Below are 24748 nucleotides of genomic sequence, written 5' to 3' on the forward strand. Positions count from 1 at the left end.
GCATGGCGGACGAATTCAACGCCGAGCAGCGGCGCTACCTCGAAGGGTTCGCGGCTGGCATCGGCGCGGCGCGGATGACCGGCGGCCTCGCGGGCGGACAGGGGGCCGCCGCCCCGGCGCCCGAGCCCACCGGCCCGGACGCGATCCATCTCAAGGCGCAGGACGCCACGGTGAAGGCCGGCGGCAAGCTCTGCGAGCAGGAGAAGTGGAAGCGGGCCGAGAGCCCCTTCGACGGCCACAACCGGCTGAAGGCCGAGGCCGCCACCGGCAAGGCCCCGAAGCCGGAGGACAATTTCCGCTGGCGCTACCACGGGATGTTCTGGGTCGCGCCGAACCAGATGAGCTACATGTGCCGCCTGCGCATCCCCAACGGGGTGCTGCACCATTGGCAGTTCGCGGGCGTCGCCGATCTCGCCGACGCCCATGGCGGCGGCTACGTCCACGTCACCACCCGCGCCAACCTCCAGGTCCGCGAGATCGCGCCGGAGCACGCCCAGCCCTTCCTCGACGGGCTCGCCGATATCGGCCTCGGCGCGCAAGGGGCGGGGGCGGACAACATCCGCAACGTCACCGGCTCCCCCACCGCCGGCATCGACGCGCAGGAGATCCTGGACACGCGGCCGCTGGCCAAGTCCTGGAACAACTGGATCGTCAACGACCGCTCGCTCTACGGCCTGCCGCGCAAGTTCAACGTCGCCTTCGACGGCGGCGGCGTCATGGCGGTGCTGGAGGAGACGAACGATGTCGGCTTCCAGGCCGTCGAGGTGCTGGAGGGCGCCTCGGTCGCGCCGGGCATCTGGATGCGCCTCGTGCTGGGCGGCATCTCCGGCCACAGGGACCTCGCCCGCGATACCGGCGTGGTGCTGCGCCCGGAGGAGTGCAATCTGGTCGCCGACGCGATCATCCGCGTGTTCATCGAGAACGGCGACCGGACCAACCGCAACAAGGCGCGGATGAAGTACGTCCTCGACGCCTGGGGCTTCGACAAGTACCTCGCCGCCGTCGAGGAGAAGCTCGGCCGCAAGCTGGAACGGGTCGATCCCGCCCACATCGCCCCCCGCAAGCCGACGAACCGCTACGCGCATGTCGGCGTGCACAGGCAGCGCCAGGAGGGCCTGAACTGGGTCGGCGTCGTGCTCCCGGTCGGCAAGATGCTGAGCGACGAGGTGCGGGCGCTCGCCAAGATCGCGCAGGAGTGCGGCGATGGGCAGATCCGCCTCACCGTCTGGCAGAACTTCGTCATTTCCGGCGTGCCGGATGCGAAGCTCGCCGAGGTGGAGGAGCGCGTCGCGGCGCTCGGCCTGTCGATCAAGGCCGAGGGCATCCGGGCGGGTCTCGTGGCCTGCACGGGGGCGCGGGGCTGCAAGTTCGCCGCCTCCGACACCAAGGGCCACGCCATGCTCATCGCCGAGCATGTCGAGCGCACGGTGAAGGAATTGGACGTGCCGGTGAACGTCCACCTCACCGGCTGCCACCATAGCTGCGCCCAGCACTACATCGGCGATATCGGCCTGATCGGCGCCAAGGTCGTCGTCTCGGAGGAGGGCGACACCGTCGAGGGCTACGACATCGTGGTCGGCGGCGGCTTCGCGGAGACCCCGAAGATCGGCACCGAGATCTGGAAGGCGGTGAAGGCCGAGGAGGCGCCGCTGCGCGTCGAGGCGCTGCTGCGCACCTATCTCGACGGCCGCCAGGGCCCGGACGAGACCTTCCAGCAATTCACCGCCCGCACCGGACCGGAGGCCCTGCGCGACGCCGCCGAATCCGTTCCCGCCCTGAGGGAAGCCGCATGACCCAGCATGTCTCGCCCCCACTCGTCCTGATCCCCGAGACCGCCCCGTTCGACCCCGACCAGCGGGCGTGGCTGTCCGGCTATTTCGCCGCCCTGCTCGGCCCGGCCGTCGAGGGCGCCACGGCGCTGGCGCCGGGCGAGGCACCGGCCTCCGGCCCGAAGCTCGCCGACAACGACGACGCGCCCTGGCACGACCCGTCGATGCCGCTGCCCGACCGCATGAGCCTCGCCAAGGAGCGGCCCGAGCCCCAGAAGCTGATGGCGGCGATGGCGCAGCAGGATTGCGGCCAGTGCGGCTACAACTGCGCGGACTACGCCAACGCGATCTTCCTGAAGAACGAGGCGCGACTGAACCTCTGCCAGCCCGGCGGCAAGGAGACGTTGCGGATGCTCAAGAAGCTGGACGAGGAGTTCGGCGCGGCCGGCGGCTCCGCTCCGGCTTCCGCCGCCGCGCCCGCCGCCGAGGCGAAGGCGCCGGAGATCGGTCCCCTCGGCCTTTGCCGCGAGAACCCGGTCGAGGCCCTGTTCCTGTCCCGCCGCCGCCTCAACGATCCGGGGGGCGAGAAGGAGACGTGGCACATCGAGATCGGCCTCGACGGCACGCCGATCCAGTATGAGGTCGGCGATTCCCTCGGGCTGTTCCCGGCCAACGCCCCGGCGCTGGTCGATGCGGTGATCGCCGAACTCGGCGCCCGGCCGGAGCGGATGATCGGCGAGCGGACCCTGCGGGACCACCTGCTCATCAACTATGCGCTGGGCGCCGCGCCGGACAACCTCTACCAGTTGCTCTCGCTCCTCACCTCCGGCGAGGCGCGCAAGAAGGCGCAGGCGCTCGCCTCCGGCGAGGACCCGGACGGCGACGCCGCCTATCTCGACGTGCTCGGCGCCCTGCACAAGTTCCGGGGGGCGCGGCCCGACGCGGAGGTCTTCCTCGAGGCGCTGGACGAGTTGCAGCCCCGGCTCTACTCGATCTCGTCCTCGCCGAAGATGGATGTCGGCCGGGTGTCGCTGACCGTCGATGCCGTGCGCTACAACCACCGCTCCCGGCTGCGGCTGGGCGTGGCCTCGACCCATCTCGGCGAGCGCCTGCCCGAGCAGACGCGGGTGAAGGTCTACCTGCAGAAGGCCCACGGGTTCGGCCTGCCGGAGGACCCGTCGAAGGACGTGATCATGTGCGGCCCCGGCACGGGCGTCGCGCCGTTCCGGGCCTTCCTGCGCGAGCGTGCGGCGACGCAGGCGCCCGGCCGGAACTGGCTGTTCTACGGCCACCAGCGGCAGGCGAGCGACTTCTTCTACAAGGACGAGCTGACCAAGCTGAAGGACGACAAGGTGCTCACCCGCCTGTCGCTCGCGTGGTCCCGCGACGGATCGGAGAAGACCTACGTCCAGGACCGGATGCGCGAGAACGGCGCCGACCTGTGGAAGTGGCTCGAAGGCGGGGCACATTTCTACGTCTGCGGCGATGCCAAGCGCATGGCCAAGGACGTCGAGCGGGCGATCATCGACGTCGCCGCCACCCATGGCCAGAAGAGCCCCGAGGACGCGGTCGCCTACCTCGCCGCCCTCAGGAAGGCCGGACGGTATCAGGCGGACGTGTACTGAGTAGCCGCCCTTCCCATCCTTCCCCCTCATCCTGAGGTGCGGCAACGCCGCCTCGAAGGAGGGCTCCAGACGTCTCCGCGATCCTTGGAGCCCTCCTTCGAGGCCCGCTGACGCGGGCGCCTCAGGATGAGGGGGAGGATGGGGGGAAGGCCGGGAAGCGACTGGGCCCGGCCCGCCTCTTGCCTCACCGACGAGACCGACACCCGAGGAACCCGCCATGACCGCTGAGGTCCGCACCACCTGCCCGTATTGCGGCGTCGGCTGCGGCGTCCTGGCGACGCCGGACGGGCAGGGGGGCGCGGCCATCGCGGGCGACCCGGAGCATCCGGCCAATCTCGGCCGGCTCTGCTCCAAGGGCTCGGCCTTGGGCGAGACGCTGTCGCTGGAGAACCGGCTGCTCCACCCGCATCTCAACGGGGCGCGGGTCTCCTGGGACGCGGCGCTCGGCACCGTCGCCTCGGAGATGGCACGGATCGCCGAGGCCCACGGGCCGGAGGCGATCGCGTTCTACCTCTCCGGCCAATTGCTCACCGAGGATTACTACGTCGCCAACAAGCTCGCGAAGGGCTTCGTCGGCACGCCGCATGTCGAGACCAATTCCCGCCTGTGCATGTCGAGCGCGGTGGCGGCCCACCGCCGGGCCTTCGGCTCGGACACGGTGCCCGGCTGCTACGAAGACCTCGACGAGGCCGACCTCATCGTGCTGGTGGGCTCGAACACCGCGTGGTGCCACCCTGTCCTGTTCCGCCGCATGGCCGAGGCCAAGGCGCGGCGGGGCACGAAGTTCGTGGTGATCGACCCCCGCCGCACCCAGACGGCGCAGGAATCCGACCTGTTCCTCGGGCTGACGCCGGGCAGCGACGTGGCGCTGTTCTCCGGCCTCCTCGTCCACCTCGCCGACAACGGCTTCAGCGACCGCGCCTTCGTGGACGAGCACACGGCGGGTCTCGACACCGCCCTCGACCGCGCCCGCCAGATCGCCCCCGACCTCAATGCGGTCGCCGCCGCGACGGGCCTCGCCCCCGCCGACATCACCGCCTTCTACGATCTCTTCGCCCGGACGCGGCGGGTCGTCACCGCCTTCTCCATGGGCGTGAACCAGTCGGTGCAGGGCACCGACAAGGGCAACGCCATCATCAATTGCCACCTCGTCACCGGCCGGATCGGCGGGGTGGGGCAGGGGCCGTTCTCCCTCACCGGCCAGCCCAACGCCATGGGCGGGCGCGAGGTCGGCGGCCTGTCGAACATGCTCGCCGCGCACATGCATTTCGCGCCCGAGGAGGTCGATCGGGTGCGGCGCTACTGGGCGGCGCCGCGCATCGTCACCGGCGAGGGCATGAAGGCGGTCGCCCTGTTCGAGGCGGTGCGCAGCGGCAAGATCAAGGCCCTCTGGGTGATGGGCACGAACCCGTTCGTGTCGATGCCCCGGGCGAACCATGTCCGCGCGGCGATGGAAGGCCTCGACCTCCTGATCGTCTCCGACATCATGGCCGACGCGGACACGGCCAAGGCCAGGGCCCGCACCACGGTGCTGCTGCCGGCGCAGGGCTGGGGCGAGAAGGACGGCACCGTCACGAATTCCGAGCGGCGGATCTCGCGCCAGCGCCGCTTCCTGCCGAGCCCCGGCGAGGCGCGGCCCGATTGGGCGGTGCTGGCCGAGGTCGGGCGGCGGCTCGGGCATGGACGCGCCTTCGCCTTCGAGAGCGCCGCCGCCGTGTTCCGCGAGCATGCCGGCCTCTCGGCCTTCGAGAACAACGGCACCCGCGATTTCGACATCGGCGCGCTCACCGACATCGCGGACCCGGCCTACGCCACGGCGCCCCCGGTGCAATGGCCCCTGCCCCGGAAGGGCGGGCGGCACGGCAAGCCGCGCTTCTTCGCGGACGGGCGGTTCTACACCTTCGACCGCCGCGCCCGCTTCGTGGCGGTGCAGCCCCCCGGCCTCGCCGAGGCGGCGGGCGGTGAGCACCCCTTCGTGCTCAACACCGGACGGGTGCGCGACCACTGGCACACCATGACCCGGACGGGGAAAAGCCAGCGCCTGTCGGCCCACCGGGCGGTGCCCTTCGTGGAGGTTCACCCGCACGACGCCGAGAGGTTCGGGCTGACGGAGGGCGGCATCGCCCGCGTCGCCACCGCGCACGGCCATGCCGAACTGGAGGTGACGGTCACGGATGCGGTTTCGCCGGGCCAGCTGTTCATGCCGATGCACTGGAACGCCGCCTACGCCTCGGCGGCGCGGGTCGGGGCGCTGGTGCGCGGCGTGCCGGACCCGGTCTCCGGCCAGCCGGAACTGAAGGCGACGCCCGCCGCCATCGCGGCCCTTTCCTACCGGGCGCGGGGCTTCGTGCTCTCGCGCGGGGCGGTGCCGATGCCCGAGGGCTGGTGGTGGGCGAAGGCCGCGATCCCCGGCGGCTGGGGCGTGCAATTCGCCACGCAGGACGGTTCCCGCGAGGTGGCGCTCGCCCTGCGCGGGCTGGTCCAGGGGGCCGGCTACCAGGTGGCCGAATACGCCGACCACGCGCGCGGGCGCTACCGCTGCGCCGTCTATGACGGGGCGCGGCTCGTCGCGAGCATCGCGGTGGGGCCCTACGAGACGCGGCCCGATTGGGAGGCGGCCAAGGCCCTCTTCGCCGGCACGGAGCCGGAGGGGGCCGAGCGCCGGGCGCTGCTCTCGGGCAGGGCGGCCACGGAAGGCGCGGGCCCGGTGGTCTGCGCCTGCCACGGCGTCGGCCTCGACGTCATCGCCGCCACGATCCGCGCCGGGGCGGGCAGCGTGGAGGCGGTGGGCGCCGCCTGCAAGGCCGGGACGAATTGCGGCTCGTGCATCCCAGAGATCCGCAAGCTGCTGACCGTCGAGACCCCAAAAGCGGCGTGATTGGTGCTAGACTTCGTTTTGAAAGACACGCTCGTCCCCCTCCGAACCTCATCCTGAGGTGCCCGCGTCGGCGGGCCTCGAAGGAGACCTCCAGCATCCGCCGCGATCCCTGGAGCCCTCCTTCGAGGCTGCTGCGCAGCACCTCAGGATGAGGAGGCGGATGGGACGAGGATCCGGACAAAGACCAGTGAGCGATTCCTCCACCCCCCGCCCCACCCGTGCCCCCCGCGAGACCCGGTCCGCCGGGCTCGAACCGCTGGCGGTGCTGCCGGTCTTCGTGCCGCTGCGCGGCAAGCGCGTGGTGCTGGCGGGCTCCTCCGGCGGAGCGCCTTGGAAGGTGAAGGTGCTGGCCGCCGCCGGCGCCCATGTCGACGTCTACGCCCCCGAGCCCTCGGACGAGTTGCGCGGCGTGCCCGGCGAGATCGTGGACGGCACCGTCACCCTGCACGAGCGCCCTTGGACCGCCGATGACCTCTGGGGCGCGGCCTTCTGCGTCGGCGCCATGGAGGATGAGGTGGACGCGGTGGCCTTCGTCGCCGCCGCCCGCGCCACGGGCGCGATCGTCAACGCCGTGGACCGGCCGCATCTCTGCGACGTGAAGTTCGGCGCCATCGTCAACCGCTCGCCGCTGGTGGTGGGCATCTCGACGGAGGGCGCCGCCCCGGTCTTCGGGCAGACCGTCCGCGCCCGGATCGAGGCGATGCTGCCCCGCGGGTTCAGTCGCTGGATGGCCGCCGCGCGGGATTGGCGGGAGCAGGTCACGGGCCGCTTCCCCGGCTTCGCCGACCGGCGCTTCTTCTGGGAGCGCTTCACCGAGCGCGCCTTCGCCGAGCCCGACCGCACGCCGGAGGCCGACGACCTCGCCGAACTCCTCGGGGAGACCGAGGCGGCGCCGAAGGGCGGGGCCGTCACCCTCGTCGGCGCCGGGCCGGGCGATGCCGAACTCCTGACGCTGAAGGCGCTGCGGGCCCTGCGCAACGCCGACGTGATCCTCTACGACGACCTCGTGGCCCCGGCGATCCTCGATTACGCGCGGCGCGAGGCGCGGACCATGCTCGTCGGCAAGACCGGGCACGGCCCGTCCTGCCGGCAGGACGACATCAACGCGCTGATGGTCCAGCTCGCGAAGTCGGGCAAGCAGGTGGTGCGGCTGAAGTCGGGCGATCCGCTGGTCTTCGGTCGGGCGGGGGAGGAGATCGAGGCCTGCCGGCAGGCCGGCATCCCGGTCACGGTGGTGCCCGGCGTCTCGGCGGCGCAGGGGGCTGCCGCCTCCCTCGGCCTGTCCCTCACCCATCGCGACGCGGCGCGGCGGCTGCAATACGTCACCGGCCACGACCGCAAGGGCGGCCTGCCGGAGGATCTGAACTGGTCGGCGCTCGGCGATTCCAGCGTCACCACCGTGGTCTACATGCCCAAGCGCACGCTCGGCGCCCTGCTCGCACGCGCGGTGGAGGAAGGGCTCGCCCCCGAGACGCCCGCGCTCCTCGTCTTCAACGCCACGCGGCCGAACCAGGCGGTGGTGCGCGGCACCGCCGCCGACCTCGCGGACAAGGTCGAGGCGGCCGGTCTCGAAGGCCCCGCCCTGCTCATGGTCGGGCGGGCGCTCGCCGAGGCGGAGGAGGGCCGGGTGGCCGAGGTGGAGCGGGTCGCGAGCTAGCCGCCTACTCGGCCGCCGCCTCCCGCGCCGTCCGTGAGGGCCGCTCCCCGAGGGGGCGTTCCTCCAGCAGCGCGAGGAAGACGAAGGCGAGGATCAGGCACAGGCAGGCCGCCTGGAAGACGTGGCGGAACGTGGCCGCCAGCAGCGCCGGGTCGGCGCCGCGCAGCAGGCTTTCCACGTCGCTGGTCGCGCCCCCCGCCGCCGCGCCGAGCACGATGGTGCCGAACACAGCCACGATCAGCGCGCCGCCCAGCGACCGGAAGAAGTTCATGGCCGCCGTCGCGATGCCGAGCTGGTGCGGCGCCACCGCGTTCTGGATGGTGATGGTCGAGAGCGGCAGGATCGTCCCGAGACCGATCGAGAGGAAGGCCAGGGCCACCTCCATCAGCCAGAACGGCAGGCCGGCGCCGTAGAGCGCCAGGGTCAGGCAGGCCGCGAAGCTGACGCCCATCATCACCAGGGGCACGCGCTTGTAGTGCCGGAAATACAGCATGGACCGGCCCGACAGGGTCGCGCCCGTCACCGTGCCGACCATGAGCGGTACCAGGGCCAAGCCCGACTGGCTGGCGCTGAGGCCGACCACGCCTTCGAGGAAGATCGGCACGTAGATCGTCAGCCCGATGAAGGTGCCCATGGCGAAGCAGGCGGCCAGCGTCGCGCAGGCGACGACCCGGTCGGCGAGCACCGCCGCCGGGATCAGCGGCTCGGCCGCCGTCGCGAGGCGGTAGACGAACCCCCCGCTGAAGACGAAGGAGGCCGCGAGCAGGCCGAGCACGAGGGGCGAGGTCCACGGCTCGTGGACGCCGCCCCGGCTGAGGGCGAGGAGGAGGGCGGTGGAGCCCAGAACGAGGAGCACCGCGCCGGGATAATCGAGCCGGTGGCTGCGCTCGTTGCGCGGCAGCAGCTTGAGCTTGTCGTTGGTGAGCCAGAAGGCGAGGAAGCCGATGGGCAGGTTGATCCAGAAGATCAGCGACCAGTGGAAATGCTGCGCGAGCACGCCGCCGAGGAGCGGCCCGGCCACCGAGGCGGTGGCGAAGACGCCCGCGATGTAGACCTGATAGCCGGCCCGCTCGCGCGGGGTCATGATGTCGGCGAGGATCGTCTGCGACAGGGCGATGAGCCCGCCGCCGCCGATCCCCTGGAGGGCGCGTGCCAGCGCCAGGGCGATCATCGTCGGGGCGAGGGCGCAGGCCAGCGAGCCGAGGCTGAACACCACGATGGCGATGAGCAGCATCACCCGCCGCCCGTGGATGTCGCTGAGCTTGCCGTAGAGGGGCGTCACCGCCGTCGAGGCGAGGAGGTAGGCGGTGACGATCCAGGGCAGGTTCATGGCATCGCCGAGATCGAGGCCGATGGTCGGCATCGCGGTCGCGACGATGGTCTGGTCGAGGGCGGCGAGCAGCATCGCGGCCATCAGGCCGGCGACGATCGCCCGGATCTCGTGGCGGGCCAACCGGCCGGCCGCGTTAGTCCCCGTCGTCTGGCCCGCCATCTGATCCTTATGAAGCTTCCCTGGCGACGGCGCGGTAGCCGATGTCCCGGCGGCAGAAGCCCTCCGGCCAGTCGATCCGCGCGACGGCGGCGTAGGCGCGGGCCTGGGCCTCCGTCACGCTGTCCCCCAGAGCCGTGACGGCCAGGACGCGGCCGCCATCGGCGAGGATCCGGTCGCCTTCGGCGCGGGTGCCCGCCTGAAAGACGTGGACGCCCTCGCCCTCGGCGGCCTCGATGCCCCGGATGACCGAGCCGCGCAGCACCGCGCCGGGATAGCCGGCCGCCGCCATCACCACCGTGAGGGCGGTGTGGCTGGGGTCGGATTCCAGCGTCACGCCGGTCAGGTCGCCGTCGCAGGCCGAGAGCAGGGCGGGGACGAGGTCGGAGGCGAGGCGCGGCATCAGCACCTGCGCCTCGGGATCGCCGAAGCGGGTGTTGTACTCGATGAGCTTCGGGCCATCCTCGGTGAGCATCAGCCCGGCATAGAGGATGCCCGTGAAGGGGCAGCCCTTGGCGCGCATCCCGGCGAGCGTCGGGGCGATGATCTCGGCCATCACCTGCGCCTCGATCGCGGGCGTCACCACGGTGGCCGGGGCGTAGGCGCCCATGCCTCCGGTGTTCGGACCGCGGTCGCCGTCGAAGACGCGCTTGTGATCCTGGGCGGTGCCGACGGCGATGGCGCGGGTGCCGTCGCAGAGGGCGAAGAAGCTCGCCTCCTCGCCGAACAGGCATTCCTCCACCACCACCTCGGCGCCGGGCTCGGCGAAGAGGGCGTTCAGCGCGTCCTCGGCCTGCTCGACGCTCTCGGCCACCGTCACGCCCTTGCCGGCGGCGAGGCCGTCCGCCTTCACCACGATGGGCGCGCCGCGCTCGCGGACATAGGCGAGCGCCCGGTCGAGGACGGTGAAGCGCGCGAAGGCGGCGGTGGGGATGCCGTATTCGGCGCAGAGATCCTTGGTGAAGCCCTTCGAGCCTTCGAGCCGCGCGGCGTCGCGGGTCGGCCCGAAGGCGCGGATGCCGGCCTCCTTCAGGTCGTCCACGAGGCCCGCCACGAGGGGCGCCTCAGGGCCGATCACCACAAGGCCGATCCGCTCGGCATGGCAGAAGGCGGCCACCGCCGCATGGTCGGCGACCTTGAGGTCCGGCAGGTTGGTGCCGTGGCGGGCCGTGCCGGGATTGCCGGGGGCGGTGAAGAGCTGGGCGCAGAGGGGGCTCTGCGAGAGGCGCCAGGCGAGCGCGTGCTCGCGGCCGCCGGAACCGATCAGGAGGATTTTCATGTGCGAGCCATCATCGCACCCGGTTCTGAACCCATCGCGCCGGCGAGGGAAGGGAAAATCGCGACTTGTCCCGCCCCGCGCCGGACCGCCTCGGACTCAGCAGCCGGTGCAGATGCTGGTGTTGAGGCCGCGCCGTGCCTTGAACGATCCGTGCCCGTGCCGCACCACGGGGTAGCCGCTGGCAAAGGGGGCCGGCGGGGCGAACTGCACGTTGCGCTGCGCCTGCATGTTCAGGACGTTGAATTGCGAGGTCTGCTGCTGGTTCAGGGTGCGGAACTGGCTTTGCAGGGCGAAGGATTCGTTGGCGGCGTTGGGGTTCGAGAGCTGGACCTGGGCGAGGGCCGGCCCGGCCGTGAGACCGAGCAGGGCGGCGCCGAGGGCGAGGGGGATGCGCATGGGAGTCTCCCGCGACGAGAGGGCGTTCATGCCGGGACGACGCCGCCGCGCCGCCCCGGGTTCCGGGGCGCGTCAACCGGGCACGACCGGGTGCTTCTGGGTCGGCAGGCCATCGATCTGCGCCCTGTCCATCTTCGTGTGCGCCTGAACCAGGGCGTGCGGGGTGAGCGCCATCCACTGGGTCAGCGAGACGTCAGCGTAACGCGGGCTCTTGAACATTTCCAGGAAGGTCAGCGTCTCGGTGCCGGTGTTCTCGATGTAATGGCCCATGGCGAAGGGCACGTAGCCGACGTCGCCCGCCTGATAATCGAAGGTGCGCGCCTTCGACTCGGAGCCGAACACCGTCATGCGGCCCTTGCCGGACAGGTAGTACTGCCACTCGTCGCCGTTCGGGTGCCAGTGCAACTCGCGCATCCCGCCCGGCTCGATCTCGACCAGCGCCGCCGCGATGGTGGTGGAGGCCGGGAAGTTGGACGAGTCGGTGATGCGCACCGTGCCGCCCTTGGTGCGGATCGGCTCCTGCGCGAGCATCCTATGGCTGAACGCCTTCGGCACCGGGCCGGCGCCGCCGAGCTTGTCGTCCGCCAGCGGGCCCGGCTTCGGGCCGGGGAAGATATAAAGCTCTTTCTGAGGAATCCCGTCGAAGGCGTTCTCCGGCAATCCGAAATTCTTCGCGAGGATGTCGCGCGGGGTATGCGCCAGCCAGTCGGTGATGAGGAAGGTCGAATCCTCCGAGAAGCCGCCGTCGTCGAAGACGAGCAGGAACTCGCAGCCGTCCTCCGGCCCTTCGAGGCCCTGGATCGAATGGGGGATGCCGGAGGGGAAGTACCAGAGGTCGCCCTCGCCCACGTCGTCGGCGAAGGTGCGCCCGTCCTGATCGACGGCGGTGATCCGCGCCCGGCCCTTGATCATGTAGGCCCACTCGGCCTCCTTGTGCCAATGCATCTCGCGCACCGCATTGGCCTTGAGGCGCATGTTCACGCCGGCCATCGCCTTCGAGATCGGCAATTCGCGGGTGGTGGTCTGGCGGGCCCAGCCGCCGGTCTCCAGCCGCATGTGGCTGTCCGCGAAGGACCATTTCAGGTTCGGCATCGTGCCGTGGTCGGTGGTCGGCGGGGCGACGGTGTAGGGGTCCTCCGCTTCGCGCGGCGCGTTCTTCGGCCCGAGGATGTCGGCGCCCTTGCCGCCGCGCTCCGGCACGGGCGTTGCGGGGGAGGGGGCCTGCGCACCGGCCGGGCCTGCGGCCAGGGCGGTTCCGGCCGCGGCGGCGATCAGGCCGCGTCGGGACAGGTTGGTCATGGGGGGATCCGTGGCTTCTCTGTGAGAGGCTCGGAAACGGCCGAGCCGCCGCCCCGGTTCGGCGCGGGGCAAATTCGTCGCGGACACCGCGTGGAAACACGCCTGCCCTATCTTGGACTCTTGGCTTCACAGCGGCGGGACCGATGGCGGACCACGGGGCAACCGGCGGGAAGGGATGGCGCGGCACGTCGTGGCTCGTCCTCGCCGCCCTCGCCGGGGCGGGCTTCGTCGGCTACCGGACATGGTCCGAGCCCTCGCGGGCGGACGTGCGGCCTGAGACCGCGCAGCGCGGCCCCGTGACCCTGCGCGTCGCCGCCGCCAAGCGGGCTGGCGACAGCCTCGACCTCACCCAGACCGGCACGACGCAGGCCTTCGACACGGCGAGCCTCTATCCCCGCGCCACCGGCTACATCGCCGAGCGGCGGGTCGATATCGGCTCGCGGGTGCGCAAGGGTGACCTCCTGTTCCGCATCAGCGCCCCGGACCTCGACCAGCAACTGGCGCAGGCGCAATCGCAGGTGGTGCAATTGCAGGCCGCCCTCGCCCAGACCAAGGCGATGGTCGATCAGGCCGAGGCGAACCGGCACCTCGCCGACGTCAACAACAAGCGCACCACGACGCTGGCCGGCACGGGCATCGCCACGGCGCAGAACGCCGACACGGCGCGGGCGGGGGTGCTGACGCAGGGCGCCAACCTCGCCGCCGCGCAGGCCAACGTGAAGGTCGCGGAGGCGAACATCGCCGCACAGGAGGCGCAGGTCGCCCGGCTGAAGGTGCTCACCAGCTTCGAGGAGATCCGCGCGCCCTTCGACGGGGTCGTCACCACCCGCAACGTCGATATCGGCGATGCCGTGACGGCCGACACCAACACCGGCACGCCGCTGGCCACCCTGGCGCGGGACGACGTGCTGCGCATGGCGGTCAACGTGCCCCTCTACGCCGCCGACGGCGTGCGCGACGGGCTCCCGGCCCGGATCGAGGTGGCGCAGATCCCCGGCAAGGTCTTCCCCGGCACGGTCTCGCGCTCGTCCTCGGCGCTGCTCTACGCCTCGCGGATCCTCGTGACGCAGGTGGACATCCCGAACCCGGACCACGCCCTGCAACCCGGCCTCTACATCACGGTGACGCTCTCGATCCCGAGGCCCGCCCCCGTGGTGAGCGTGCCGAACGATTGCCTGATCTTCGACCAGCACGGCACGCGGGTGGCGGTGCTGGAGCCCACGGGCCACGAGGCCTTCGTGGTGCGGATGCGCCCGGTGACGATCGTCCGCCAGGGCGATAGCGGCCTCGAACTCAATGCCGGGCTGGAGGGCGGCGAGCAGGTCGTCGTCTCCCCGCCCGCGTCCCTGCGCGACGGCGACCCGGCCAAGCCCCGCCAGGAGCGCAAGGCCGGGACCTGAGCCCGCCTAGCGCGGCAGCCGCGCCCGCTCGTCGGTGCGGGCGAGCCGCGCGAGGAGGTACTCGACCTCCTCCTTCGCCACCGCGCTGAGGGCCTGCGACGGCTTGCGCTGCGCGTCCGAGGCGAAGATGCCCCGGCGCATGAACACGTATTTGCGCACCGCCAGCCCCAGCGGTCCCTGCTGCTGCTCGTAGCGCAGGTAGGGCAGGTGCGCGTCGAACAGGTCGTGCGCCTCGTCCCGCCTGCCCGCCTTGGCGAGGCGCACCACGTCCACCAGCATCTCCGGGAAGGCATAGCCGGTGTTGGCGCCATCGACCCCGCGCTCCGCCTCGAAATCGAGGAACAGGCCGCCATTGCCCACGAGGATCGCGATGCGCCGCATCGAGCCATCCGCCTCGTAGCCGCGCAGGGCGGTAATCTTCTCGAGCCCCGGCCAATCCTCGTGCTTGAGCATCACGCAGGACGGGTTCTCGGTGACGATCCGGCGGATCAGCGCGGGGGTCATCACCACCGAGAAGGTCAGCGGATAATCCTGAAGCACGAAGAGAACGTCCGGCCCCAAAGCCTCGGCCACATTACGGAAATAGCCGGCGACCTGATCGTCCGTGCGCAGCGTGTTGGGCGGCGCGACCATCACCCCGGCGGCGCCGATCTCCATCACTTCGTGGGCAAGCGAGCGCATGGCCGCGAAGCCCGGCGCCGTCACGCCGACGATCACCGGCCGCTTGGTCCGGCCGATCACCCGCCGGGCGACGGCGATGCCCTCGGCATGGTCGAGCTTCCCGGCCTCGCCGAGCTGGCCGAGGATTGTCAGCCCATCGACGCCCACGCCCTCGAAGTAATCGACCATCCGGTCGAGGGACGTCTCGTCGATCCGCCCGTCCGGGTGGAACGGCGTCGGCGCGATCGGCACGACGCCGCTGATGTCGCTCGTGAGGGGCATGCGGGTCCTCGGCTCGCCGTGGGGGCGGGCCGAGGAGTAATGCTCACCCCAACAGCTTGTCGAGGGTGATCGGGATGTCCCGCACCCGGATGCCCGTGGCGTGCCACACCGCGTTGGCAATGGCGCCCGCCGTGCCGGTGATGCCGATCTCGCCGACACCCTTCACACCCAGCGTGTTCACCACCGAATCCTCCTCGGGGATGAGGATCGCCTCCATCGGCGGAATGTCGGCGTTCACCGGCACATGGTACTCGGCGAGGTTGTCGTTGAGGAACCGGCCGGTGCGCGGGTCCATCTCCGCCTTCTCGTGCAGGGCGAAGGAGATGCCCCAGATCATGCCGCCGTAATATTGGCTGCGCACGAGGTGCGGGTTGATGATCCGCCCCGCCGCGAAGGCGCCGACGAGGCGGCTCACCCGCACCTGACCCAGGTCCGGATCGACCTTCACCTCCGCGAAGACCGCCCCGTGGGCGTGCATCGCGTAGGATTTCTGCGCGGCCGGGTCGGCCCCCGCCTTGCCCTTGCCCTCGACCTTCGCCCGGCCGGCCCGGTTGAGGATCGCGGAGAAGGTCTCGCTCCGGCTCGGATCGTCCCGGCGGGTGAGGCGCCCGCCCGCGGCGGTCACGCCCGCATTGCCCGCGCCGAAGAGCGGCGAGGCCTGGTCGTTCACCGCCAGCTCGGTCAACTGGCCGATCACGTCCTGCGCCGCCGCGTGGATCGCGTTGCCGGCGGTGGCGGTGTGGCCCGACCCACCCGCGATGCCGGCATTCGGCAGGTCGGACGAGCCCATGTTGAAGGTCAGCGCCTCCATGCCGAGGCCGAGCCCGTCGGCGGCGATCTGCGCCAGCGCCGTCCAGGCGCCCTGGCCCATGTCGAGGGCGCCGATCTCCACCGTGCCGGAGCCGTCCGCCCGGATCTCGGCCCGCGCCATGCCTTCGAAGATCAGCGCCGGGAAGGTCGCGGTGCCGACGCCGGTCCCGACGAGGAACCCGTCCTTGTCCCGCGTCTGGCGGGGCTTCAGCGGGCGCCCGGCCCAGCCGAAGGCCTGCGCGCCCCGGGCGTAGCACTCGCGCAGAGCCTTCGAGGAGAAGGGCTTGCCGGTGAAGGGCTCGACCTCGGCGTAGTTGGCGAGGCGAAACTCCAGCGGGTCCATGTTGAGGTCGAAAGCGAGTTCGTCCAGCGCGCTCTCGATGGCGACGCTGCCCGAGGCCTCCCCCGGCGCGCGCATGAACAGCGGCGTGCCGGTGTCGAGCCGTACCGCCTCGTGGCGGATGGCGGTGGCCTTGCTGGCGTAGAGGGTGGTCGTCACCCGCCCCGCCGGCTCGAAGAAGTCATCGAAACTCGACGAGGCGGTGAGGACGTGGTGGTCCAGCGCCGTGAGTTTGCCGGCCTCGTCCACCCCGAGCCGCAGGGTCTGCCGGGTCGGGCCGCGATGGCCCATCGGCCCGTACATCTGCGAGCGGGTCGGCACGAGCTTCACCGGCTTGCCGGTGAGCCGCGCCGCCATGCAGGCCAGCACCTGCGGCCCGGCCGGGACGCCCTTCGAGCCGAAGCCGCCGCCGAGATAGGGGCTGTCGATGTGGATGTCGGTGGGCTTGATGCCGAACAGCGCGGCGAGCCGCCCCTGCGCGATGGCGAGGCCCTGCGTCGGCATGAACAGGTGGAGCTTGTCGCCGTCCCAGCTCGCCACCGCCGCGTGCGGCTCCATGGCGTTGTGGTACTGGGCGGGCGTCTCGTAGGTGCCGGTGAAGGTCCGGGCGGCCGAGGCGAGACCCGCCTCCACGTCGCCGTCGACCTGCTCCGGCGGGGCGCCGACGCCGACCGCATCCGGGGTGAAGACCTCGCCCGCATCGAGGCCGATGCGCGGGGTCTCCTCCTCGTAGGTCGGGGCGAGCAGCCGCGCGCCCTCGGTCGCCGCCTCGAGGCTTTCCGCGATCACCACGGCGATGGGCTGGTTGGCGTAGCGGACCTTGTCGTTCTGCAGGACGTCGATCTTGAACGTGAAGGGCACGTCCTTCAGGTCCGGGTCCTTCGAGAGCTTCGGCGCGTTCTGCGGCGTCATCACCTTGACGACACCGGGATGGGCCTCGGCCGCCGCGACGTCGAGGCTCTTCACCCGGCCGCGGGCGATCTTCGACACGCAGAGGGCCGCGTGCAGGGTGCCCGGCGGCAGGTTGTCGGCGGCGAAGCGCGCTTGGCCCTTCACCTTCAGGGGGCCGTCCCGGCGGGTGAGGGGCTGGCCGATGCTCGATCCGTGGCGGACCGGTTCGATGGTCGAGGTCATGATGCGATCCTCAGACGATGCCGAAGGGGGAGGCGGGTAGGGCCGGGAGACGCGCGGGCGTTCCGGCGGCCGCCAGGGTGAGGGCCCGCACCGCCACCCGGCGGGCGAGTTCGATCTTGAAGGCGTTGGCCTCGCCGGTCGGCTTGGCGCCGTCCAGCGCGATCCGCGCGGCCTCGGCGTAAGCCTCGGGGGAGGGCGCCTTGCCGGCGAGGGCGCCTTCCGCCTCCGTGACCCGCCAGGGCTTCAGGGCGAGTCCCCCGAAGGCGAGACGGGCCTGCCCGATCTTGCCGCCGTCGAGGATCATCGCGGCGGCGGCCGACACCACCGCGAAGGCGTAGGAGGTGCGGTCGCGGACCTTGAGATAGCGGGCATTGCCCGCGAACCGCGCCGCCTCGGCGGGGAGGGTGAGGGCGGTGATCAACTCGCCCGGCTCCAGCACCGTCTCCCGCTCCGGGTGGTCGCCCGGCAGGAGGTGGAAGTCGGTGAGCCTGACGCTGCGCGTGCCCCCCTGCCCCTCGATCTCGACGGAGGCGTCGAGGGCCGCCAACGGGACGCAGAAGTCGGACGGGTTCGTGGCGATGCACTGATCGCTCCAGCCCTGGACGGCGTGGATGCGGGTCGCGTGGCCCAAGGCCGCGCAGCCCGAACCCGGCTGGCGCTTGTTGCAGGGGGAGATGGCGTCGGTGAAGTACTGGCAGCGGGTCCGCTGCATCAGGTTGCCGCCCACGGTGGCGGCGTTGCGCAGCTGCGCCGAGGCGCCGGCCAGAAGGGCCTCGGCCACCATCGGGAAGGTCTTGGCCACATGCGGGTCGTCGGCGACGTCGCTGTTGCGGACGAGCGCTCCGATGCGCAGGGAGCCATCCGCCTGGGCCTCGATCCCCGACAGGCCGGGGAGGCGGGTGATGTCGATGACCCGTTCGGGGTTGGTGACGCCGCCCTTCATGAGGTCGACGAGGTTGGTGCCGGCGGCGAGGAAGGCGGCGCCGGGCTGGCGGCCGGCGGCGAGGGCGTCGGCGACGGTCGAGGCGCGGGTGTAATCGAACAGAATCACGCGGCGTCCTCCCGTTGCTCCATGCGGCCGCTGGCGTCCTTCACGGCCTCCAGGATGCCGGCATAGGCGCCGCAGCGGCAGATGTTGCCGCTCATGCCCTCGCGGATGCGCTCGGGGTCGGTCCCGGCCTTGCCCTCGCGGATGAGGCCGACGGCGCTCATGATCTGGCCCGGCGTGCAGAAGCCGCACTGGAACCCGTCATGGGCGATGAAGGCGGCCTGGACCGGATGGAGGGCGTCGCCCTCGGACAGGCCCTCGATGGTCAGCACCTCGGCGCCGTCGAGGCTCACGGCGAGTTGCAGGCAGGAATTGATCCGCTTCCCGTCCACGAGGACGGTGCAGGCGCCGCACTGGCCCCGGTCGCAGCCCTTCTTCGCGCCGGTCAGGCCGAGGCGCTCGCGCAGCAGGTCGAGGAGGGTGATGCGGGGATCGTCGAGGTCGATGGCATGCGGCTTCCCGTTCAGGGTAAGCCTGATGGGTATCGTCATGGTGCGGATCCGCTGGCCTGCAGGCTGGAACTGTTACAGGTAGACAGACCGGCCGAGCCGGCGAGCCCGCTGGCCCGAGAAATGTGCGTTAGATCACCGGAGGGGGTGGGGGCATGGCCCCAGGCGCTCAGCGCCCGACCGCCCCGCGCAGCGCCGTGACCAGCGTCTCGACAGCCTCCTGCGCCTCGGTGCCGAGTTCGATCTCCGTCTCGCCCGCCGTGGCGAGGCCGCGCTCGGTCAGTTCCTCGACGCCCTTTGGGTCCGCCTCGTGGCCGGCACCGTCCTTGCGGATGACGGAGGTCACGCGCTCGCCGCTCACCAGCCGGTGGTAGGCCGCGAAGGCCAGGATCGAGAGTGCGTGGTCGGACAAGCCCTTTACATCGGCCATCGGCGTCTGGATCCTAGGTCGTTGATCGAACCGGCTGAACGCCGCTCCGGCGCCAGGGGTCCCGGGCAGGACGAAACGCCGCGCGGAGCGTGAGTTCGCCACCATTCCGCGATATCGCTCCCGCCCCGCCCTCCTGGTACCGTCACGCCGCCATGTCCGCCCGCCCCCAAGAGCCGCGCATCGAAGCCACGCCGGAGGCCGCGCCCGCGAACCCGGCCGAGGTCGAGGCCCGCCTGCGCCAGCAGGTGATCCTGTCCGAGTTCGGCGTGGAAGCCCTGCGCGGCAAGGATTTCGACCTCCTGTTGCAGCGGGCCACCGAATTGTGCGCGCAGGGCATGGGCGCCGAGTATTGCAAGGCGCTGGAATACCTCCGCCGGGAGGACACGCTCCTCGTGCGGGCGGGCGTCGGCTGGAAGCCCGACGTGATCGGCCATGCCACGATCGGCGCCGACCTCGCCTCGCCCGCCGGCTTCGCCCTGAAGACCGGGCGGCCGGTCATCTCGAACCACCTCGCCGACGAGACGCGCTTCCGCACGCCCCAGCTCATGGCCGACCACGGCATCCGCCGGGCGATCAACGTGCTGATCGAGAACCGCGACGGCGCCTTCGGCGTGCTCGAAGTGGACGACAGCCGCGACGGCATGTTCGAGGAGGCGGACATCGCCTTCATGCAGGGCTTCGCCAACCTCCTTGGCAGCGCCATCGAGCGCCACCGCACGGAGGAACTGCTCCGCGCCGCCCTCGCCCGGCAGGACCTCCTCGCCCGCGAGATGAGCCACCGGGTGAAGAACAGCCTCGCCATCGTCGCGAGCCTGCTGACCCTCCAGGCGCGCTCCGCCGAGGGCGAGCCCGCCGTGTCCGCCGCCCTGCACGACGCCCGCAGCCGCGTCGAGGCCATCGCCACCGTCCACGACCAGCTGTGGCGCCAGGGCGATGTCGAGGACAGGGACGGGGCAGGGGAGGCGGTGCCGGGCGAGATCGACCTCGCCACCTTCCTCGACAAGCTGATCCTGAACCTCGCGAGCGGCGCCCCGGCCCACCGCCTGACCTGCGCGACCGCGCCGCAGAAGCTCTCGGCCGACCTCGCCATCCCCATCGGCCTCTGGGTGAACGAGCTCGTCACCAACGCCCTGAAATACGCCTACCCCATCGACCGCTTCCCCATGGGCGGCGAGATCCGCGTGCGCACCGAGCGCGAGGCCGGGACGCTCACCGTCGAGGTGGCCGACGACGGCATCGGCCTGCCGGACGGGTTCGAGATCGGCCGGGCGTCGAAGAGCCTCGGGATGCGCGTCGTCGGCAGCCTCGCCCGGCAGCTCGGCGGCACGCTGACCCTCCCCCCGACGGGTCGGGGGACGACCTTCCGCCTCGCCGTGCCGCTGGAGCGTGGCCTCGGCTGATTCGCCCCGGATCGCCGTTCGCAGGCCGCGCGAGGATCATTCTCTAAACTACTGATTGCATTACGCTTCGAGTTTCACGCTGAAACGTCGTTCCCGGCGAATTTTTCGGGCCGGGGAGGGGGGCTTGGCGGCGGATAATCTGGCGGCGCCGGGATGCGGACGGTATCGGGAAGCCCTCCCCGACCGAAGAGGCTCCCCGCATGATGATCCGGCTCGCCGCCGCCGCCCTCGCCACGTCCCTCGGCGCGGACCCGGCCGTCGCCCCGCCGCCCCCCGCCCCCGCGCCCAGCATCTACAGCCTCGAACGGATCGTCCCCCGGGGAGAGGCGCGGACCATCGCCTTCTACGCCTCGCTCTTCCCCGATTGCACCTCGCAGGGGCCGGTGGTGATCCGCCTGCTGACGCCGCCGCGCCACGGGCGTGTGACCATCGAGACGGTGCAATCCTTCCCGCAATTCGTCGCCACCTCGCCGCTCGCCGAGTGCAACACCCGCAAGGTGCCGGGCAAGCGCATGATCTACGAGGGGGAGGAGGGCTACGAGGGCGCCGACGCCTTCCGCATCCTCGTCATCAACGCCGACGGCACCGGCTACGAATCGGATGTGAAACTCTCGGTGCGGTAGCGCTGCACTGGACAAGACAACCCGGACACCCGATGCACGCCGTGACACACGCGGAACGAGTGACCGGGATGGACCATGCGGCGGCCGCTTCCCTCGCGGAGCGGCTCCACGGCTTCCGCAGCCTGGGTGACAATTGCGAGTTCGGCTTCGTGCAGCGCTACGGGGGCGTCGAGCCCTCCGGCCTGCTGCGCTTCGCCTACACGCCGATGGAGGACCTGATCCGGGGCCTTCGCTGCGGCTTCGCGGATCTCGGCGCGCCCGGCGACCTGCACCTCTCGGTGAGCCAGGGCGGCGCCTATTATTGCCACAGCCGGGCCTACAACATCTGGGCCAATACCGGGCAGGCGCCGGGCTCCGCGGAGCCGGAGGCGCTGCTCGCCCGGGAATATGGCCGCCTCGCCCATCTCAAGCGCAAGATGCTCGACGAACTGGCCGAGGGCGCGCTCATCCTCGTGCGCAAGGTCGGCGACGACGAGCCGGAGGCGGATTTCGCGCGCCTCTCCGAGGCCGTCTGGGCACACGGACCCTCGACGCTCCTGAAGGTCACGCAGGCCGGGCCAGGTTGGCGGCCGGAGCCGGTGCGGCGGATCGGGGAGCGCCTGATCGCGGGGAGGGTGCGCCGCTTCGCCCCGACCGAACAGGCCTGGGAGGTGGATCTGGAGCCGTGGATGCACCTCGTGGACGGGGCCTGGGCACTGGTGCGGGGCAGGGCGCGCACGGATCTCGGGGCCGGCGCCTTCCCGGAGGCGATGCCCCTGCCCGGCGGCCTGCGGCGCCATGCCGGACGCCGGCCGGAGGCGGACTTCAACGGCTTCACCCGGATGATCGACCCGGCCGCCTTCGACCCGAACGGCATCTACGTGTTCTCCAGCTGGGTCTGGATCCCGGCGGATTTCGGCGGCGAGCGCGTCCTCGCCGCCGCCGGCTATGCCCGGCTCGCCGGCCGGGACGCCGACCTCGCCCGGCGCGAATGCTGGCAGCCCGTCTGGGCCTCGGGCCGCCTCACCCATGCGGAGCGCGAGCCGGTGGGCCTCGCCATGATCGGCAGCGACCGCGATGCGTTCTGGTCGGCCGGCGGACGCTTCGTCCGGGGGCCGATCCCGGAGCAGGGGGCGGAACCGCACCTGCCACCACCGCCCAGACCGTTTACCGGAGGGGACCTCTGGGCACGGCTCAGGGCCCGGCTGGCATAGGCTCGGACACCCGGATCTGGATTTCGCATAAGATATATTATGGAACTTGAGGGTCTGAGGGCAGCCCCTGGGAAGGGCTATGGTTAATAATGTTAACCATAACCTCCCGCCGGGCGAGGGCGGTCCGGTCCCCCTGCCCCGTGGCGTCAGGCGGCGCGGTCGGCGAGGCGGTGGGTGTCGGTGAGGATGCGCCCGTCGGCGGCGCGGCAGGACAATTCCCGCGACAGCGCCTTGTCGATCACCCGCACCGAGGCCGGCGCGTCGAGGGTGTCGGCGCCGTCGAGGAAGCCCGCCGCGTCGAGGGGCGCGTCGCGGCCGCCGCCGAGGCCGCGCCACCACAGGACCGCCTTCTCGCGCTCGTAGCCGCGTCCCTCCGGCCGGAGGCGGACCCGCCAAGCGCCCTCCGCCCAGGCCAGGACCACGTCGAGCCCGCCCGGCGCCGGTTCCAGGCTCCACTCCGTCACCGGATGCCACGCGCCGTCCGAGGCCGGCGCCGGGGCGAGGGCGGCTTCCGTGAGGATGGCCAACTCGTCCTCGGCGCTGGCCTCGTGGCCGGGCTCGCGCTCGGCCTCCGGCTCGGTCCAGCAGGTCTCGCAGGTGGAGGCGTTGAGGGCGATCAGGGCGCCGCAGCCGGGGCAGGGTTTGGCGCGCAGGCCCCCTGCCCCGCCGCGCACCGCCTCGGCCGTGCGGATCGTGACCGCGTCCACCGGGCCGTGCATCCGCACCAGCCCGGCATAGTCGAGGATCAGCGCATCGTCCTTGCCCGGCGCCCGGCGCAGCGCCCGCCCGACCTGCTGCACGTAGAGGCCGGTGCTGCGGGTCGGCCGGAGCAGGGCCACGAGGTCGACCTCCGGCGCGTTGAAGCCGGTGCCGAGCACGCCCACCGAGGCGAGGCAGCGGATCTTGCCGGCCCGGAACTGCGCCACGATCCGGTCGCGCTCGCGCTTCGGGGTGCCGCCGTCCACGGTCTCGCAGGAATAGCCCTCCTCCCGCACGGCGTCGCGCACGGCGGCGGCATGGGCGAGGCCAGCGCAGAAGGCGAGCCAGGAGCGGCGCCCGCTCCCGTATTCGGCCAATTCGGACACGGCGGCCCTGGTGATCCAGTCGCGGTTGACGGCGGCTTCCAGCTCGCTGGGGATGTAATCGCCCCCTCGCCGGCCGACGCCGGTCACGTCGAGCTGCGTCAGGGTCGCCTTGGAGACGAGGGGCGCGAGGTAGCCCCGGCGGATCAGATCGCCCGTGTCGGCCTCGTAGGCGATGCCGGAGAACAGCCGGCCCGGCCCCTCGTCGAGGCGCCCGGAATCGAGCCGGTACGGGGTCGCGGTGAAGCCCACGACGCGCATCGCCGGGGTGAGGGCGGCAAGCCCCGCGAGGAAGCGGCCATAGCGGGTCTCGGAGGCGCGGGGGATCAGGTGCGCCTCGTCCACCACGACGAGGTCGCGGGGGCCGATCGCATCGAGCCTGTCCGCGACGGACTGGATCGAGCAGACCAGCACCTGCGCGCCGGCCTCCCGCCGCCCGAGCCCGGCGGAAAACACCCCGGCCGGCGCCTCCGGCCAGTGGCGCTGCAACTCGGCGAGGTTCTGCGCGACGAGTTCGCGGCTATGGGTGACGATGGCGACGCGGGTGAGGGGGTTCTCCTCCAGCGCCTCCCGCGCCAGGGCGGCGATGACGAGGGACTTCCCCGCCCCCGTGGGCAGGACGACGAGTTGGCCCGCCTCCCCTCCCCGCGCCCAGGCGGCGTCCAGGGCATCGAGGCTCGCCCGCTGATAGTCCCGCAGCCGCAGCATCACGGGGTCCCGAAGGCCGGACCCTGCGGATGCCGCGCCAGCAGGTAGATGTCCATGATCCACCCGTGCCGCGCCCGCGCCTCCGCCCGACGGCGCCGGATCTCATCGCCCACATCCCCGAGCCGGCCCGCGACGAGGATCTCATCCCCGCCCCCCAGATAGGCCCCCCAATAGATCGTCAGGTCCGGGTCGAGATGCCCGAAGGCCGGATCGCCGTCGAGCATCACGACGACGCTCTCCGCGCCCTCCGGCCAGCCCGCCGCGAGGCGCCGGCCGGTGGTGATGGCGATCATGCCGCCGATGGCGTTCAGGGGCACGGCGTGGCGGGCGCAGAGCACCTGGACGCTGGAAATCCCGGGGATCACCTCGCAGGCGATCCTCATCCGGCCCCGCGCCACGATCCGTTCGAGGATGCGCAGGGTGCTGTCGTAGAGGGCGGGATCACCCCAGACGAGGAGGGCGCCGACCTCCCCTGCCCCGAGCCCCAGGAAGGCGTCTTCCAGCCGCTCGGCGCGGGCGGCGTGCCACGCCTCCACGGTGGCGGCATAGTCGGCGGGGTTCCGCTCGCGGGGCGGGTCCTCCACGCTCACGAGGCGATAGGGCCGGGCGATATGCGCCGCGCAGACCCGCCGCCGGACCTCAACGAGGTCGGCGGTTTCGGCGCGCTTGTCGAGGACGAACACCGCCGCCACGTCGGACAGCGCCCGCACCGCCTGCAACGTCAGGTGCCCGGGATCGCCGGTGCCGATGCCGACGACGCGGATCGTTCTGGTGGGGGTCTCGCTCATGCCGGCGCG

19 protein-coding genes are annotated in these 24748 nt (G+C 71.8%); 8 read left to right on the forward strand and 11 right to left on the reverse strand.

From position 1 onward, the window contains the following. Window positions 1-2: 2 nt before the first annotated feature. The 4 genes from ACXJ1Y_RS07895 to cysG all read left to right on the forward strand — a co-directional run bounded on the left by ACXJ1Y_RS07895 (window position 3) and on the right by cysG (window position 7929). Entirely contained in the window at window positions 3-1793 is a 1791-nt protein-coding gene (locus ACXJ1Y_RS07895) for a NirA family protein (protein ID WP_463849520.1), read from the forward strand. After that, the gene (locus ACXJ1Y_RS07900) at window positions 1790-3394 is read left to right on the forward strand and encodes a sulfite reductase subunit alpha (RefSeq protein ID WP_463849521.1); all 1605 of its coding nucleotides are present in this window, start codon (window positions 1790-1792) and stop codon (window positions 3392-3394) included. The genes ACXJ1Y_RS07895 and ACXJ1Y_RS07900 overlap by 4 nt, the downstream gene beginning before the upstream one ends. 217 nt (window positions 3395-3611) lie before the next feature. Next, complete coding sequence (locus tag ACXJ1Y_RS07905; protein ID WP_463849522.1) at window positions 3612-6272, forward strand: nitrate reductase; 2661 nt, start codon at window positions 3612-3614, stop codon at window positions 6270-6272. Window positions 6273-6432: 160 nt separating this feature from the next. Then, window positions 6433-7929 carry a siroheme synthase CysG gene (gene cysG / locus ACXJ1Y_RS07910; protein WP_463849523.1) on the forward strand — a complete coding sequence of 499 codons (1497 nt, stop codon included), beginning with the start codon at window positions 6433-6435 and terminating at the stop codon, window positions 7927-7929. 4 nt (window positions 7930-7933) lie between these two features. Here cysG and ACXJ1Y_RS07915 read toward each other — a convergent pair whose 3' ends face one another. The 4 genes from ACXJ1Y_RS07915 to ACXJ1Y_RS07930 form a co-directional block, all read right to left on the reverse strand. Beyond that, window positions 7934-9421, reverse strand: coding sequence for an MDR family MFS transporter (locus ACXJ1Y_RS07915; RefSeq protein ID WP_463849524.1), 1488 nt, complete (start codon window positions 9419-9421; stop codon window positions 7934-7936). A 7-nt stretch (window positions 9422-9428) separates the two neighbouring features. Continuing rightward, window positions 9429-10697: a phosphoribosylamine--glycine ligase gene (gene purD / locus ACXJ1Y_RS07920; protein WP_463849525.1), complete on the reverse strand. Its 1269-nt coding sequence runs from the start codon at window positions 10695-10697 to the stop codon at window positions 9429-9431. Window positions 10698-10793: 96 nt separating this feature from the next. After that, window positions 10794-11093, reverse strand: coding sequence for a hypothetical protein (locus ACXJ1Y_RS07925; protein ID WP_463849526.1), 300 nt, complete (start codon window positions 11091-11093; stop codon window positions 10794-10796). Window positions 11094-11165: 72 nt separating this feature from the next. Then, window positions 11166-12392: an oxalate decarboxylase family bicupin gene (locus ACXJ1Y_RS07930; RefSeq protein ID WP_463849527.1), complete on the reverse strand. Its 1227-nt coding sequence runs from the start codon at window positions 12390-12392 to the stop codon at window positions 11166-11168. Between the two features lie 143 nt (window positions 12393-12535). Between ACXJ1Y_RS07930 and ACXJ1Y_RS07935 the strand changes: the two genes are divergently transcribed. Beyond that, window positions 12536-13792 carry an efflux RND transporter periplasmic adaptor subunit gene (locus tag ACXJ1Y_RS07935; protein WP_463849528.1) on the forward strand — a complete coding sequence of 419 codons (1257 nt, stop codon included), beginning with the start codon at window positions 12536-12538 and terminating at the stop codon, window positions 13790-13792. A 6-nt stretch (window positions 13793-13798) separates the two neighbouring features. Here the strand turns inward: ACXJ1Y_RS07935 and ACXJ1Y_RS07940 are convergent, their stop codons facing one another. The 5 genes from ACXJ1Y_RS07940 to ACXJ1Y_RS07960 all read right to left on the reverse strand — a co-directional run bounded on the left by ACXJ1Y_RS07940 (window position 13799) and on the right by ACXJ1Y_RS07960 (window position 18945). Further along, entirely contained in the window at window positions 13799-14734 is a 936-nt protein-coding gene (locus ACXJ1Y_RS07940; protein WP_463849529.1) for a dihydrodipicolinate synthase family protein, read from the reverse strand. Window positions 14735-14777: 43 nt separating this feature from the next. Continuing rightward, complete coding sequence (locus ACXJ1Y_RS07945) at window positions 14778-17018, reverse strand: xanthine dehydrogenase family protein molybdopterin-binding subunit (protein ID WP_463849530.1); 2241 nt, start codon at window positions 17016-17018, stop codon at window positions 14778-14780. A 10-nt stretch (window positions 17019-17028) separates the two neighbouring features. Then, a complete protein-coding gene (locus ACXJ1Y_RS07950) occupies window positions 17029-18069 on the reverse strand; it encodes an FAD binding domain-containing protein (RefSeq protein ID WP_463849531.1) in 1041 nt (346 codons plus the stop codon). Further along, on the reverse strand, window positions 18066-18557 hold the full coding sequence (locus ACXJ1Y_RS07955; protein ID WP_463849532.1) for a (2Fe-2S)-binding protein: 492 nt from the start codon (window positions 18555-18557) through the stop codon (window positions 18066-18068). The genes ACXJ1Y_RS07950 and ACXJ1Y_RS07955 overlap by 4 nt, the downstream gene beginning before the upstream one ends. 127 nt (window positions 18558-18684) lie before the next feature. Beyond that, window positions 18685-18945, reverse strand: a complete 261-nt coding sequence (locus ACXJ1Y_RS07960; RefSeq protein WP_463849533.1) for a hypothetical protein — start codon at window positions 18943-18945, stop codon at window positions 18685-18687. Between the two features lie 152 nt (window positions 18946-19097). Here ACXJ1Y_RS07960 and ACXJ1Y_RS07965 point away from each other — a divergent pair, with 152 nt between their 5' ends. The 3 genes from ACXJ1Y_RS07965 (at window position 19098) to ACXJ1Y_RS07975 (ending at window position 22161) form a co-directional block, all read left to right on the forward strand. Beyond that, window positions 19098-20345, forward strand: a complete 1248-nt coding sequence (locus ACXJ1Y_RS07965; protein WP_463849534.1) for a sensor histidine kinase — start codon at window positions 19098-19100, stop codon at window positions 20343-20345. A gap of 200 nt (window positions 20346-20545) precedes the next feature. Then, on the forward strand, window positions 20546-20968 hold the full coding sequence (locus tag ACXJ1Y_RS07970; protein ID WP_463849535.1) for a hypothetical protein: 423 nt from the start codon (window positions 20546-20548) through the stop codon (window positions 20966-20968). A gap of 32 nt (window positions 20969-21000) precedes the next feature. Continuing rightward, window positions 21001-22161, forward strand: coding sequence for a hypothetical protein (locus tag ACXJ1Y_RS07975; RefSeq protein WP_463849536.1), 1161 nt, complete (start codon window positions 21001-21003; stop codon window positions 22159-22161). A 146-nt stretch (window positions 22162-22307) separates the two neighbouring features. Here the strand turns inward: ACXJ1Y_RS07975 and ACXJ1Y_RS07980 are convergent, their stop codons facing one another. Together ACXJ1Y_RS07980 and cobF are read right to left on the reverse strand one after the other, a co-directional pair. Continuing rightward, window positions 22308-23951 carry a DEAD/DEAH box helicase gene (locus ACXJ1Y_RS07980; RefSeq protein WP_463849537.1) on the reverse strand — a complete coding sequence of 548 codons (1644 nt, stop codon included), beginning with the start codon at window positions 23949-23951 and terminating at the stop codon, window positions 22308-22310. Continuing rightward, window positions 23951-24739, reverse strand: a complete 789-nt coding sequence (gene cobF / locus ACXJ1Y_RS07985) for a precorrin-6A synthase (deacetylating) (protein WP_463849538.1) — start codon at window positions 24737-24739, stop codon at window positions 23951-23953. Before cobF ends, ACXJ1Y_RS07980 begins: the two co-directional genes overlap by 1 nt. Between the last annotated feature and the right edge of the window lie 9 nt (window positions 24740-24748).

Source organism: Methylobacterium sp. TK26 (assembly GCF_055361565.1).

Coding starts and splice junctions, on each gene's coding strand:
- ACXJ1Y_RS07900 (WP_463849521.1), top strand. CDS start 1,790: ATGACCCAGCATGTCTCGCCCCCACTCGTCCTGATCCCCGAGACCGCC.
- ACXJ1Y_RS07905 (WP_463849522.1), top strand. CDS start 3,612: ATGACCGCTGAGGTCCGCACCACCTGCCCGTATTGCGGCGTCGGCTGC.
- ACXJ1Y_RS07915 (WP_463849524.1), bottom strand. CDS start 9,421: ATGGCGGGCCAGACGACGGGGACTAACGCGGCCGGCCGGTTGGCCCGC.
- ACXJ1Y_RS07965 (WP_463849534.1), top strand. CDS start 19,098: ATGTCCGCCCGCCCCCAAGAGCCGCGCATCGAAGCCACGCCGGAGGCC.
- ACXJ1Y_RS07935 (WP_463849528.1), top strand. CDS start 12,536: ATGGCGGACCACGGGGCAACCGGCGGGAAGGGATGGCGCGGCACGTCG.
- ACXJ1Y_RS07960 (WP_463849533.1), bottom strand. CDS start 18,945: ATGGCCGATGTAAAGGGCTTGTCCGACCACGCACTCTCGATCCTGGCC.
- cysG (WP_463849523.1), top strand. CDS start 6,433: ATGGGACGAGGATCCGGACAAAGACCAGTGAGCGATTCCTCCACCCCC.
- cobF (WP_463849538.1), bottom strand. CDS start 24,739: ATGAGCGAGACCCCCACCAGAACGATCCGCGTCGTCGGCATCGGCACC.
- ACXJ1Y_RS07925 (WP_463849526.1), bottom strand. CDS start 11,093: ATGCGCATCCCCCTCGCCCTCGGCGCCGCCCTGCTCGGTCTCACGGCC.
- ACXJ1Y_RS07975 (WP_463849536.1), top strand. CDS start 21,001: ATGCACGCCGTGACACACGCGGAACGAGTGACCGGGATGGACCATGCG.
- ACXJ1Y_RS07955 (WP_463849532.1), bottom strand. CDS start 18,557: ATGACGATACCCATCAGGCTTACCCTGAACGGGAAGCCGCATGCCATC.
- ACXJ1Y_RS07930 (WP_463849527.1), bottom strand. CDS start 12,392: ATGACCAACCTGTCCCGACGCGGCCTGATCGCCGCCGCGGCCGGAACC.
- ACXJ1Y_RS07980 (WP_463849537.1), bottom strand. CDS start 23,951: ATGCTGCGGCTGCGGGACTATCAGCGGGCGAGCCTCGATGCCCTGGAC.
- ACXJ1Y_RS07895 (WP_463849520.1), top strand. CDS start 3: ATGGCGGACGAATTCAACGCCGAGCAGCGGCGCTACCTCGAAGGGTTC.
- ACXJ1Y_RS07945 (WP_463849530.1), bottom strand. CDS start 17,018: ATGACCTCGACCATCGAACCGGTCCGCCACGGATCGAGCATCGGCCAG.
- ACXJ1Y_RS07970 (WP_463849535.1), top strand. CDS start 20,546: ATGATGATCCGGCTCGCCGCCGCCGCCCTCGCCACGTCCCTCGGCGCG.
- purD (WP_463849525.1), bottom strand. CDS start 10,697: ATGAAAATCCTCCTGATCGGTTCCGGCGGCCGCGAGCACGCGCTCGCC.
- ACXJ1Y_RS07940 (WP_463849529.1), bottom strand. CDS start 14,734: ATGCCCCTCACGAGCGACATCAGCGGCGTCGTGCCGATCGCGCCGACG.